At 63.8% G+C, this 12,186-nt stretch carries 10 protein-coding genes; 8 read left to right on the top strand and 2 right to left on the bottom strand.

Features of this window, described 5'->3' with window-relative positions:
* Window positions 1-85: 85 nt before the first annotated feature.
* The 8 genes from rfbA (at window position 86) to ACZ5AC_RS15640 (ending at window position 10,029) form a co-directional block, all read left to right on the top strand.
* Entirely contained in the window at window positions 86-958 is an 873-nt protein-coding gene (gene rfbA, locus ACZ5AC_RS15675; protein ID WP_464248506.1) for a glucose-1-phosphate thymidylyltransferase RfbA, read from the top strand.
* Between the two features lie 366 nt (window positions 959-1,324).
* Window positions 1,325-3,562 carry a vitamin B12-dependent ribonucleotide reductase gene (locus ACZ5AC_RS15670; RefSeq protein ID WP_464248505.1) on the top strand — a complete coding sequence of 746 codons (2,238 nt, stop codon included), beginning with the start codon at window positions 1,325-1,327 and terminating at the stop codon, window positions 3,560-3,562.
* 6 nt (window positions 3,563-3,568) lie between these two features.
* Window positions 3,569-4,888 (top strand): GAF domain-containing sensor histidine kinase, encoded by a 1,320-nt coding sequence (locus ACZ5AC_RS15665; protein ID WP_464248504.1) that lies wholly within the window; start codon window positions 3,569-3,571, stop codon window positions 4,886-4,888.
* The gene (locus ACZ5AC_RS15660) at window positions 4,881-6,044 is read left to right on the top strand and encodes a response regulator (protein WP_464248503.1); all 1,164 of its coding nucleotides are present in this window, start codon (window positions 4,881-4,883) and stop codon (window positions 6,042-6,044) included. Before ACZ5AC_RS15665 ends, ACZ5AC_RS15660 begins: the two co-directional genes overlap by 8 nt.
* Window positions 6,045-6,068: 24 nt before the next feature.
* The gene (gene ftsE, locus ACZ5AC_RS15655) at window positions 6,069-6,749 is read left to right on the top strand and encodes a cell division ATP-binding protein FtsE (protein WP_464248502.1); all 681 of its coding nucleotides are present in this window, start codon (window positions 6,069-6,071) and stop codon (window positions 6,747-6,749) included.
* Entirely contained in the window at window positions 6,746-7,618 is an 873-nt protein-coding gene (locus tag ACZ5AC_RS15650; RefSeq protein ID WP_464248501.1) for a cell division protein FtsX, read from the top strand. The genes ftsE and ACZ5AC_RS15650 overlap by 4 nt, the downstream gene beginning before the upstream one ends.
* A gap of 15 nt (window positions 7,619-7,633) precedes the next feature.
* Entirely contained in the window at window positions 7,634-9,304 is a 1,671-nt protein-coding gene (ilvD, locus tag ACZ5AC_RS15645; RefSeq protein WP_464248500.1) for a dihydroxy-acid dehydratase, read from the top strand.
* Complete coding sequence (locus ACZ5AC_RS15640) at window positions 9,304-10,029, top strand: class I SAM-dependent methyltransferase (protein ID WP_464248499.1); 726 nt, start codon at window positions 9,304-9,306, stop codon at window positions 10,027-10,029. Before ilvD ends, ACZ5AC_RS15640 begins: the two co-directional genes overlap by 1 nt.
* Window positions 10,030-10,101: 72 nt before the next feature.
* On the opposite strand, the gene ACZ5AC_RS15635 is transcribed toward ACZ5AC_RS15640, so the two are convergent.
* Both ACZ5AC_RS15635 and ACZ5AC_RS15630 read right to left on the bottom strand, forming a co-directional pair.
* On the bottom strand, window positions 10,102-10,860 hold the full coding sequence (locus ACZ5AC_RS15635) for a class I fructose-bisphosphate aldolase (RefSeq protein WP_464248498.1): 759 nt from the start codon (window positions 10,858-10,860) through the stop codon (window positions 10,102-10,104).
* 17 nt (window positions 10,861-10,877) lie between these two features.
* A complete protein-coding gene (locus ACZ5AC_RS15630) occupies window positions 10,878-12,122 on the bottom strand; it encodes an NOL1/NOP2/SUN domain family protein (RefSeq protein WP_464248497.1) in 1,245 nt (414 codons plus the stop codon).
* Window positions 12,123-12,186: the final 64 nt, after the last annotated feature.

Here is a 12,186-nt window from a genome sequence, read left to right as displayed (position 1 = left end):
TCATTACCGCAAAGCCTCAGCCACTTGTCCGCAAACCTCTTCCCGCGTACAGTTTGTCCCTGAAATCAACAGGAAAGGATACCCCATGAAAGGAATCATTCTGGCCGGAGGATCCGGCACGCGCCTCTACCCACTGACGCTGGGCACCAGCAAGCAGCTTTTGCCCGTCTACGACAAGCCCATGATCTACTATCCCCTCTCCATCCTGCTGCTGGCGGGCATCAGGGATATCCTGATCATCTCCACCCCCCACGACCTGCCGCGCTTCCGCGACCTGCTCGGCGACGGCAGCCAGATCGGCGTGCGCTTCACCTACATCGTGCAGCCCTCGCCCGACGGCCTGGCCCAAGCCTTCATCCTCGGCGAGGAATTCATCGGCCAGGACAGCGTCTGCCTCGTCCTGGGCGACAACATCATCCACGGCGAAGGCCTGTCGACGGTGCTCGAAAACTGCGTGGGCCTGGACAAGGGCGGCATCGTCTTCGGCTATCCGGTCAGGGATCCCCAGCGCTACGGGGTGGTGGAATTCGACGACGCCGGCAAGGTCGTCAGCATCGAGGAAAAGCCGGCCAGACCCAAATCCAAGTTCGCCGTACCGGGCATCTATTTCTACGACAACGACGTCGTGGCCATCGCCAAGGCCCTGCGTCCCTCGCCACGCGGCGAGCTCGAGATCACGGACGTCAACCTCGAGTACCTGCGCCGCGGCACCCTGCAGGTGGAGCTCCTCGGACGCGGCTACGCCTGGCTCGACGCCGGGACCCACGAATCCCTGCAGCAGGCTGGCAGCTTCGTGCAGGCCATCCAGGAACGTCAGGGCTTCAAGATCGCCTGCATCGAGGAGATAGCCTTCAGGAAAGGCTTCATCGATAGCGCACACCTGAAGGCCCTGGCCGAGAAGTTCTCCAAGAACGACTACGGCCGATACCTCGATGAACTGGTTGAAGAGGACGAGTAAACTCAATTATTTCAGAATGTAAGATGGCGAAGGAACACTTGTGGAAAAGATTGTTCCAAACATTTTCCCTTGTTCCTTCGCCAGTGTGAAGTCTGACTCGAACACGGCGGGGAACTTTGTTCGGAACCGTTGGGGCTTCAAAAAACAATCATTATTTCATAATATTGAGTTAATTATTCACATTCGACGCCGCCTAATAATACCAACAAATTCTTTTCTCATTTTTTTAGAGGAAGAGAGGAAGGCCGAGCCGTCCCCCTTTTCACAACGTTGAAGTCTTCGGCCATCTCCAGTACAGAGACACGGATCAAGAAGAGCCAATAATTTCAATATGTCTCATACAATTTCAAGGAAAGTGAGGTATCCATGGACCTTATGAAAATGCCGGCGGATCTGCCCGAGGTGACCCTCAACGCCAACTCCGAACTGGTGCTCAGGAAGCGCTACCAGAAAAAGGGCCTGGACGGCAGTCCCATCGAAACCCCCAAGCAGATGTTCTGGAGGGTTGCCGCCAGCATCGCGTCCATGGAATCAGCGTATGCGGACTCCACGTGGAAGGTCGAGGATCTCGCTCGGACCTTCTACAGGCTCATGACCGACTACGACTTCCTGCCCAATTCCCCCACGCTCATGAACGCCGGCACGGATCTCGGGCAGCTGGCCGCCTGCTTCGTGCTTCCGGTCGGCGACTCCATGGACGAGATCTTCGACGCGGTGAAGCACGCCGCCCTGATCCACAAGTCCGGCGGCGGCACGGGGTTTTCCTTCAGCCGCCTGCGTCCCAAGGACAGCCGCGTCGGCTCCACGGGCGGCGTGGCCTCGGGGCCCATCTCGTTTCTGAAGATCTTCAACACGGCCACGGAACAGGTCAAACAGGGCGGCACGCGGCGCGGCGCCAACATGGGCATCCTGCGCGTCGACCACCCAGACATACTCGAGTTCATCCGGGCCAAGGAGCGCGAGGGCGACCTCAACAACTTCAACCTGTCCGTGGCCCTGACCGAGAAGTTCATGCAGGCCGTGGAAAAGGACGAGGAGTACGCCCTCGTCGCCCCGCACACGCAGGAGGTCATCGAGCGCCTCAAGGCCCGCGAGGTCTTCGAGCTTCTGGTGCGCAAGGCCTGGGAGAGCGGGGACCCCGGCATCATCTTCATCGACCGCATCAACCGCGACAACCCCAACCCCGACCAGGGCGAGATCGAGAGCACCAACCCCTGCGGCGAGCAGCCCCTGCTGCCCTACGAGGCCTGCAACCTGGGCTCCATCAACCTGGCCCGCTTCGTGGTGGACAAGGACGGCGTCAAGGAGGTCGATTGGGACAGGCTGCGCGAGGTCATCCACCTGAGCGTGCGGTTCCTGGACAACGTCATCGACGCCTCGGAGTACCCTCTGGAGCGCATCACCCAGACCGTGCGCCGCAACCGCAAGATCGGACTGGGCGTCATGGGCTGGGCCGACATGCTCTACCAGCTGCGCCTGCCCTACAGCAGTCGCCGGGCCATCGTCCTGGCCGAGAAGCTCATGGAGTTTCTGCAGCGTGAATCCAAGTCCGCCTCGACCCAGCTGGCCAAGGAGCGCGGCCCCTTCCCGGCATTCGAGACGTCGGTCTACAGCGACCAGAATCTCGGGCCCTACCGCAACGCCACGACCACGACCATCGCGCCCACGGGCACGCTGTCCATCATCGCCGGGTGTTCCTCGGGCGTCGAACCGCTTTTCGCCCTGTGCTTCGTTCGCCAGGTCATGGACGGCGAGAAGCTGACAGAGGCCAACGGCTTTTTCGTGCAGGCCCTGCACGACGCCGGCTGCTATTCCGAAAAGGTCATGGCCGAAGTCGTCGAGAAGGGCACGGTGCGCGGCATGGAATTTCTGCCCGACGACCTGCGCAAGGTCTTCGTCACGGCCATGGACATCGACCCCGTCTGGCACCTGAAGATGCAGGCCGCCTTCCAGAAGCACACGGACAACGCCGTGTCCAAGACCGTCAACCTGCCCAACTCCGCCACCCAGGAGGACATCTACAAGATCTACTGGATGGCCTACGAGGAGGGCTGCAAGGGCGTGACCGTCTACCGGGACGGGTGCAAGAGCGTGCAGGTGCTGTGTACGGGCGAGGGGGGCAAGGACGGCAAGAAGGCCGAGGAAGAGACGCGGCCCATGGACCGGCCGGATATCGTCTTCGGATTCACCCAGAAGGTCCGCACGGGTCTCGGGGAGCTCTACCTGACGGTCAACGAGATCGACGGCAAGCCCTTCGAGGTCTTCGCCACCATCGGCCGGTCCGGGCGGTCCATCACGGCCAAGGCTGAGGCCATCGGCCGCCTCGTGTCCCTGGCCCTGCGCTCGGGCGTGCACGTCAGCGAGATCGTCAAGCAGCTCAAGGGCATCGGCGGCGAACACCCGGTCTTCCAGAAAAAGGGCATGCTCCTTTCCATCCCCGACGCGGTGTCCTGGGTGCTGGAAAACAGATACATGCAGAGCGGTGCGGGCAGGAGCTTCGGCAATTCCCTGTCCAAGACCGAGTGCCCGGAGTGTTCGACGGAGCTCGTGTTCCAGGAAGGGTGCTTCGTCTGTCCCTCCTGCGGGTTCACCAAGTGCGGTTGACGGGTCATGCCTCTGACTAACGGGATCGAGCCGGACCTTGGCCTGTTCCTGCGCCGGATGATGGGCATCCTGGCCTGCAGGTCCAAGAGTCCGGCCGAGAAACTGCGCCTTGGGGGCGTGCTCATCCAGGAGCGCCTCGGCAGTTCCCAGGCCTCGGTCATGCTGTTCGACGAGGACAGGCAGGAGCTCAGGGTCGTGGCCGCGACCAGGCAGGAGATCGTGGGGCTCTGCCAGCCCCTGTCTCCCCGCTGCGTCTCCGGCTACGTCTGCACCTTCAAGGAGCCCCTGCTCATCACGGACATCGCGGCGGACGGGCGCTTCTGCTGCCGCAGCGCCGCCTACCGCACGGCCTCCCTCATGTCCGTGCCTCTCCTGTCGGAGCAGGGGAGCGTCATCGGGGTCATCAACGTCTCCGACAAGGAAGGTGGCGGCGCCTTTTCACAGGCCGACCTTGGACTGCTTCTGGAATACGCCGGCTGGGTCACGCCGCTCATCGACTACCTCATCGCTCTGGACAGGCTCGAAAAGGAGAAGGAGCGGTACCGGGATCTGGCCCAGGAGCTGGAGATCAAGCAGCGGGAGCTGATCATGGCATCCACCGAGCGGGCCGAGCTGGTCCAGATGGTGGTGCACGACTTCAAGAGCCCCCTCTCGGCCGTCATCTCCAACATGGACCTGCTGACCTATCTGGGCCCCAGCGAGTCCCAGAAGCCCATCATCGAGACGGCCTTCAAGGGCGCCTCAAAGCTTCTGGAGATGATCGACGAGTTTCTGCATGTGGCCCGCGTCGACGAGCTGCACGAGCGGGGTTTCAGCCCCGCGCCGGTGTCCTTTCTCCCCCTGGTCGCAAGCCAGCTCGATGAGATAGCCCCCCTGGCCAGGGACAAGGGCATTGTCATCGAGAACGAATGCGCCCTCGACGTGCGGGTTCTAGGCGACAGGATGCTTCTGGGACATCTGGTGCAGAATCTCGTCTCCAACGCCGTCAAGTACACCCCGGAGAACGGCCGGATCCGCCTCGGCATGGACAGCTGGGAATCGCGCCGCACCGAGGACCCGACCCGCACGGTCCTCAAATTCTGGGTTGAGGACAACGGCGATGGCATCGAGGACCGCTACAAGGAAGCCGTGTTCGAAAAGTTCGTGCGCACGGAGAGATCCGTGGAGAGCGGCATCAAGGGCACGGGGATCGGGCTCTTCGTCTGCCGCAAGATCGTGAACATGTTTCAGGGCAGGATCTGGGTCGAGGACGCCTTGCCCAAGGGCAGCAGATTCTGCGTCATTCTCTTCATTCCGGATGGTCCGGACGGAAACGAACATGGATAAGAACATGACCGTGCTGGTGGCGGAGGACATTCTTTCCGCGCGCGAGACGGTGATCCATATCTTGCGGGCCCTGGGCTTTTCCAGATTCCTGGAGGCCGAGAACGGTGCGGCGGCCCTCGAACACGTCTCGAGGGAGATTCCCGGACTGATCATCTCGGACTGGAACATGCCCAAGATGAACGGGATTTCGCTGCTGCAGGCCGTGCGTTCCATGGAGGGGGCCAGGCACGTTCCCTTCATATTCCTGACCTCCAAGTACGAGATGCAGGACATCGCCCTGGCCTCCGAGGGAGGGGCTTCGGCCTATCTGGTCAAGCCGGTGACCATCAAGGCCCTGTCTGAGGCCCTCGAAGCGGTGTTCGGAAGCACCTTCGAGCGGGATTTCGAGCTGCTCAAGGCGGAAGTGAAAACCTTGTGCGCATCCGGGAAATGCGACCAGGCCGACGACCTTCTGCGCCGCTTCGAAAGCCTGCATCCCGACAATTACCCGCGAATCCGTCTGGAACGGGTTCATCTGCTGATGAACATTTCGGAGTTCGAAGCTGCCGAGAAGGAAGCATGTGCAATCCTGTCCTCCAACCCCCTTTTCACCAAGGCCTGGGAAACCCTCGTCATCCTGCAGTCCAGGATGGGGAAATGGGACCAGGCTTTGGGAGCGGCGGAGCGGGCCATCTCCATCAGCCCCAACAATGCCGGAAACCACGTGCTGCGTGGGACCATCCATCTGCGTCGCGAAGATCTCCACGAGGCCAGGAAAAGCTTCATGACGGCCCTGAACATCGACCGCAAGAACGACCAGATCAAACAGGACATCTGGAACGCCTACGTGGATCTGGACATGGTCGACGAGGTCCAGCGCGATTTCGGGGCGTACATCTTTTCATCCCTGACCTGCGATACCCTGAACAACATGGCCGTGGCCTATCGGCGCAAGGGGGAACTGGCCCGGGCGGTGGAGATCTACCGCACGGCCCTGGCCAAGGAACCCGACAACCCGAAAATTCTCTACAACGCGGCCGTGGCCTATGTGAACCGCAAGCAGCTCGCCAAGGCCAAGGAGCTGTTGGCCCGCGCCCTGGGCAACGATCCGGGGTTCGAGAAGGCCAGACTCCTTTACGAGCAGATCAACAAAGCGCACACTCGCGAGGCCGACTGAGACCATCGGCCCGAAGAGGGGGTTATGATCACCATATCCAAGCTGTCCTACACCTTCGGCAAGCAGCTGGCCCTGAAGGATGTCAATTTCTGCATGAAGCAGGGGGAATTCGTTTTCCTGTGCGGGCCTTCGGGCGCGGGCAAGACGACGTTCATGCGCATCCTGCACGGCGCCCTGCCCGTGCAGCGCGGCAAGGTCGACGTGGCCGGGTATGACCTCAATACCCTGCCCGAACGGCGCAAGCACCTGCTGCGCCGCGACGTGAGCGTTGTCTTCCAGGATTTCAAGATCCTGACCAACCAGACGGTCTTCGCCAACGTGGCCCTGCCCCTGAAGGTCCGAGGCATTCCCCGGCACATCATCGAGAAGCGCGTGCGCGCGGTACTCAGGAGCCTTCATCTCGACCACAAGGCCATGTCCCCGTGCGAGGAGCTCTCGGGCGGAGAGCAGCAGCGCGTGGCCGTGGCCCGGGCCGTGGTCGTCAAACCCAAGCTCCTTCTGGCCGACGAACCCACGGGCAACCTCGATTACGAGCTGTCCATGCGCATGATGGACATTTTCCAGCAGTTCCACAAATTCGGCACCTCGATCATGATCGCCACCCACAACCGCGAGATCATGGAGCGCATGTCCGGCGCGCGCGTCGTGACCCTGCACGACGGCGTCATGCACGAGGGCTGCGTGGAAACGGGAGGCGGCCTATGAGCGTCTTTTTCCACTTGCTGGGCCAGGGCGTCCGGGATCTGTTCCGTGCGCCCTGGTCCCTGTGCATGACCATCGCGGCCATTACCCTGGTGTCCTTTCTGGGCGGGGCCTTTCTCATGCTCGTGCACAATCTCGACCTGCAGATCGGCGCCAGGCAAGGAAACGTCCAGTTTCAGGTCTACTGGCAGCCCCAGACCACGACCGAGGAGGTCCGTGAGGTGTGGGCGGGCCTTTCGTCCATGGAGGGCGTCGTCAACGTGCGCACCTTCACGCCGGACCAGGCCCTGGGCGTGCTGGCCGAATCCTTCCAGAACAGCGCCGACATGGAGTGGATGAAGGGCAGAAGCCCCCTGCCGCCCACGGCCCTGGTGGAATGCGAGCTTCCCGCCGAGGACGGCAAGAAGTGGGCCGCGGCCATGGTCGAGCGGCTTCGGGCCCTTCCCAAGGTGGAGAAGGTCTCCTTCAACCCCCTGCAGGTGGATTTGCTGACCTCGTGGGTGGGGCTGACGCGGATGGCCTTCTGGCCGGTGACGGGCTTTCTGCTGGTCGTGGTCGCATTAGTGGTCGGCAACACCATCAAGCTGGCCCTGCTGGCCCGGCGCGAGGAACTGGAGATCCTGCGCTTCGTGGGCGCAAGCCGCGCGTACATCCAGTTTCCGCTGCTGGTGGGCGGGGCTTTCCAGGGGTTTCTCGGAGCCGGCCTGGCCCTGGGACTGCTCAAACTTCTGCACAACGGCATCGAGGAGATGTTCAACGTCCCGCCCCTGTGGATGACCATTTCCTTCCTGCCCCCCCTGCACTGCCTGGTCATCGTCGCAACCCTGGCGACCGTCGGAGTCCTGAGCTCCCTCGTCGCCCTTCGCAACTAGACAATCGAGGATCATATGAATCGTAGCCATAAGATGACGAAAGGATTGGAAAAGGCCCCCCATCGCTCCCTGCTCTTCGCCCTGGGCATGACCCGCGAGGAGATGCGCCGTCCCCTCATCGGCGTGGTCAACTCGGCCAACGAGATCGTGCCCGGCCACATGCACCTGGACATCATCGCCCGAGCGGTCAAAGACGGCGTGCGCATGGCCGGCGGCACGCCCATGGAGTTCCCGACCATCGGCGTGTGCGACGGTCTGGCCATGAACCACGAGGGCATGAAGATGAGCCTGCCCAGCCGCGAGCTCATCGCCGATTCCATCGAGATATCGGCCACGGCCGTGCCCTTCGACGGCCTGGTTTTCATCCCCAACTGCGACAAGATCGTGCCCGGCATGCTCATGGCCATGCTGCGCCTGAACATCCCGTCCATCATGATCAGCGGCGGGCCCATGCTGCCCGGCAAATTCGAGGGGAAAACAGTTGATCTCATCACGGTCTTCGAGGGCGTGGGCAAGGTCAGAAGCGGCGGCATGACCGAGGAGGATCTGGAGCGCATGGAAGAGTGCGCCTGTCCCGGCTGCGGTTCCTGCGCCGGCATGTTCACGGCCAACTCCATGAACTGTCTGTCCGAGGCCCTGGGCCTGGCCCTGCCAGGCAACGGCACCATCCCGGCCCCGACCAGCGCGCGCATCCGCCTGGCCAAGGACGCCGGCATGCAGGTCATGACGCTGGTCGAGAAGAATATCCGGCCGCGTGACATCGTGACCGAGAAGAGCGTGGCCAACGGCGTGACCGTGGACATGGCCCTGGGCTGCTCGACCAACACTGTCCTGCACCTGCCCGCCATCTTCCGCGAGGCCGAGCTGGACCTGACGCTGGACATTTTCGACCGCATCAGCCGCAGCACCCCGAACCTCTGCCGCCTGTCCCCGGCCGGACCGCACCATATCGCCGACCTGCACGAGGCCGGCGGCATCCCCGCGGTCATGAACGAGCTGGCCGGCAGCGGTCGCCTGGCGCTTGACGTCATGACCGTGACCGGACGGACTCTGGGTGAAAACCTGGAAGCCCTGAAGCCCCGCATTTCTCGGCCCGAAGTGGTCCGCACCGTGGCCGACCCGTATTCCGTGGAAGGCGGCATCGCCATCCTGAAGGGCAACCTGGCCATGGACGGGGCCGTGGTCAAGCAGTCGGCCGTGGCTCCCGAGATGATGCGCCGCACGGGTACGGCCAGGGTCTTCGAGGGCGAGGAGGAGGCAGTGGAGGCCATCCTGGGCGGCAGGATCGTGGCCGGCGACGTGGTCGTCATCCGCAACGAGGGCCCCGTGGGCGGCCCGGGCATGCGCGAGATGCTCACCCCCACCTCGGCCATTTCCGGCTTGGGCCTTGGCGGCGAGGTGGCCCTGCTGACCGACGGCCGCTTCAGCGGCGGTACGCGCGGCGCGGCCATCGGGCACATCAGCCCCGAGGCGGCCGAGGGCGGCGTCATCGGCCTGGTCAGGGAAGGGGACCGCATCAGCATCGACATCCCGGCCCGCAAGCTCGAACTCCTCGTGGACGAGGCCGAACTCGAGCGGCGCCGCAAGGACTGGAAGCCCTACCCCAAGGAAATCACGTCATCCATCCTGCGCCGTTACAGCCGCATGGCCTCGTCGGCTGCCAAGGGCGCGGTGACGAAGATCTGATGGGTTGGGACGCCCAGACCGCGGCCCGCTATGACCAGTGGGCAAAGAGTCCCTGCGGGAGCTTCGCCCTGCGGCAGGAGCAAAGGCTGCTGCAGGGCGTCATCGCCCACTGGCCCCGGCGCAAGCAGAAGCTGCTGGACATCGGCTGCGGCACCGGCACGTTCCTCGAGTTCTTCTGGTCCTGCGGGTTCGACCTGACGGCCATCGACCTGAGCCCGGACATGCTGGCCAGCGCGAGGCAAAAGATCGGGAACAGGGCAGACCTGCACCTGGGCAGCGCGGAGCATCTGCCCTTCGAGGACCGCGAGTTCGACTACGCCTCGGTCATGACCGTGCTCGAATTCGTGGACGACCCCGTTCTCGTCCTGCAGGAGGCTGCGCGAGTGGCCCGCAAGGGCATCCTCGTCACGTTCCTGAACAAATGGTCGCTCTACGGGTGTTCGGTGCGTCTGGGAAAGCGGCATTCGACTCTGGCCAGGGCGCGCTGGTTCACCTGGCCGGAAATGCGGGCCCTGATCCAGCAGAGTATCTCCCCCGGAGCCATGGAGGCCAGATCCATCCTGCTGGGGCCGTCCTGCACCTGGAATGCTCTGCCCGTCATCAGGCTCCTGAACAGCGTCTCCGTCTTCCCCTGGATGGGCGCGGTCACGGCCGTGCGCATCGACCTGACCGCGCCGCCGGCCCAGACCCCCCTCATGGCCTGGGAAACGGAACCGACGGTCTGAAGAAAGAGCCCGCAAACGAAATGGCCGGACTGCATGCGTGCAGCCCGGCCATTTGTCATTTTTTTCGGGTAGTTATTTTCCGTGAACCAGGGTGCAGACCTCTTCGAGGGCCTTGGCCGGGTTTTCCTGCTGGAATATGTTGCGGCCGATGCACACGCCGGACACGCCGGAGTCAAGGGCCTCGCGCACGTTGCGCAGGAAATGGCGGAAATCGCCGTTGCGCGGGCCGCCGCTGATGACCACGGGAACGGGGCAGGTGGCCACGGCCCGGGCGAAGCTCGGGTGGCTGCCGCAGGACGGCACCTTGATGACGTCGGCCCCGAGCTCGGCGCCGATGCGGATGCTGTGGGCCACCAGGGTCGGGTCGTTCTCGTTCACGATCTGGCCGCCGCGGGCGTAGATCATGGCCAGAAGGGGCAGGCCCAGCTGGTGGGCCTCCTCCACGCAGGCGCCGAGGTCCGAGAGCATGCGGTCCTCGAGGTCGTTGCCGATGTTGATGTGCATGGAGACCATGTCCGCGCCAAGGCGCAGAGCCTCGGGCACGGAACAGACCAGGGCCTTGTTGTAGGACGGCAGGCCGTGCCGCGTGCCGGCCGAAAGGTGCACGATGAGGGACTGATCCAGGCGGATCTCCCCGGCCGTGGCCATGACCATGCCCTTGTGCAGGACCACCCCCTGCAGGGGCAGATGCTGCAGACCGCGCAGGAGGCTGCCGAGGTCTTCCAGGCCCGGGATGTTGCCTTCGGACAGGCCGTGGTCCAGCGGCAGGATGATGGTCCTCTTGGATTCGGGGTGGAAGAGCCGCGCGGCCTTGCGCAGGTATCCGATCATGTCGTTCTCCTCATGCGTTAGCGATCCGACCACAGGCACCGATTGCCCTTGACCGTCAGAAACCCCAGGGGCAGGCCCCGGTAATAGAAGGCCCTGCGTCGGGCCTCGCCCTTCCAGGCCAGGCTCTGCCCGGAAAGCAGGGCGCCGATGTCCCGCACGTTTTCCAGCACCAGGCTGTTTCCGTCGGGCACGGGCGGAACGAACATGCGCAGCGTGGCGTCGGCCAGGACGGAATCCCCGGCCGTCTTGCCCACGGCGAATCCCTGCCAGCGCAGTTCGCCGGGCAGCTTCCTGGCCTGTTCGAAAATGAGGTAGACGCGGCCGCCGACGCAAAGGAAACTGTGCTCCGGTAGCCAGCTCGTGTCCAGCCCGGTGCGCGCGAAAAATTGCTGTCTCGTGATCGTGTCGCCCGGAAGCTCCCGGCCTTCCGACTTCTCCATATCCCCTTGCGTGCCCGGTTTGGTCAGTCCGGCCAGGAAGAAGCCCTGGGCGGCGCTGCCCTCGCCGTCCACGAGCAGGCAGCCCGGCAGGGACGGGGCGAAGCTGAAGGACGCAAATTCGGGCAGCGGAGACGGTGCGAGCCCCAGATGTTCCGTGGCGAAGCGGACCTGGTCCTCGTTCTCGCGGACGTTGGTGGTGCAGGTCGAGTAGAGGAGCCTTCCGCCCGGGGCCAGCAGCTCGGCCGCCTTGGTCAGCAGTTCGCGCTGGAGTTCCTCCAGGGGCGCGGTCTTCTCTCCGGCCCACATCTGCGCGGCCTTGGGGTTCTTTTCGACCGTGCCCCAGCCGCTGCACGGGGCGTCGAGCAGGATGAGGGGCCAGGAGCCGGGAACGAGCGGCAGGTCCTGTCCCTCGTATTTGCAGGTGACCACGTTCAGGCATCCCAGGTGGCGCATGTTCACGCGCAGGGTGGCCAGGCGGTCGGGGCTGGGCTCGTTGGCCAGGACGAGCCCGGTCGGCCCCACCATGCGGGACAGGATGCCGGTCTTGCTGCCGGGGCTCGCGCACATGTCCAGCACCCGGTCGCCGGGGCGGGGCGCCAGGGCCAGGGGCGGGAGCATGGAGGACTTGTCCTGGATGTAGATGTAGCCGAAGCGCGCCGCGATGCTGCGGCCCAGGGGCATGGGCTCGGCGGTCAGGGTCCGGGCCAGGGAAAAGAACGGCTCGGGTTCGAAGCCGAACCCTTCGGCCCGAAGCAGGGCTTCGACGTCCGGGATCTGATCCTCGGCGCATGCCAGACGGAAGGAGCGGGTGGTGTTTTTCATAGGGGTTGTGCCTGGGCCATTTGACAAGAGCCCGTGTAGCCATCAAGAAAGGGCCTGTCAAAGC

The organism is Desulfomicrobium aestuarii (assembly GCF_055385525.1).
The sequence above is the reverse complement of the archived record's forward strand: the minus strand, read 5'-3'. Positions and strand labels throughout refer to the sequence as shown.

Excerpts from the sequence above, each read along its gene's own strand:
- ilvD (WP_464248500.1), top strand. The coding sequence starts at position 7,634 with ATGAATCGTAGCCATAAGATGACGAAAGGATTGGAAAAGGCCCCCCAT.
- ACZ5AC_RS15665 (WP_464248504.1), top strand. The coding sequence starts at position 3,569 with ATGCCTCTGACTAACGGGATCGAGCCGGACCTTGGCCTGTTCCTGCGC.
- ftsE (WP_464248502.1), top strand. The coding sequence starts at position 6,069 with ATGATCACCATATCCAAGCTGTCCTACACCTTCGGCAAGCAGCTGGCC.
- rfbA (WP_464248506.1), top strand. The coding sequence starts at position 86 with ATGAAAGGAATCATTCTGGCCGGAGGATCCGGCACGCGCCTCTACCCA.
- ACZ5AC_RS15635 (WP_464248498.1), bottom strand. The coding sequence starts at position 10,860 with ATGATCGGATACCTGCGCAAGGCCGCGCGGCTCTTCCACCCCGAATCC.
- ACZ5AC_RS15640 (WP_464248499.1), top strand. The coding sequence starts at position 9,304 with ATGGGTTGGGACGCCCAGACCGCGGCCCGCTATGACCAGTGGGCAAAG.
- ACZ5AC_RS15650 (WP_464248501.1), top strand. The coding sequence starts at position 6,746 with ATGAGCGTCTTTTTCCACTTGCTGGGCCAGGGCGTCCGGGATCTGTTC.
- ACZ5AC_RS15660 (WP_464248503.1), top strand. The coding sequence starts at position 4,881 with ATGGATAAGAACATGACCGTGCTGGTGGCGGAGGACATTCTTTCCGCG.
- ACZ5AC_RS15630 (WP_464248497.1), bottom strand. The coding sequence starts at position 12,122 with ATGAAAAACACCACCCGCTCCTTCCGTCTGGCATGCGCCGAGGATCAG.
- ACZ5AC_RS15670 (WP_464248505.1), top strand. The coding sequence starts at position 1,325 with ATGGACCTTATGAAAATGCCGGCGGATCTGCCCGAGGTGACCCTCAAC.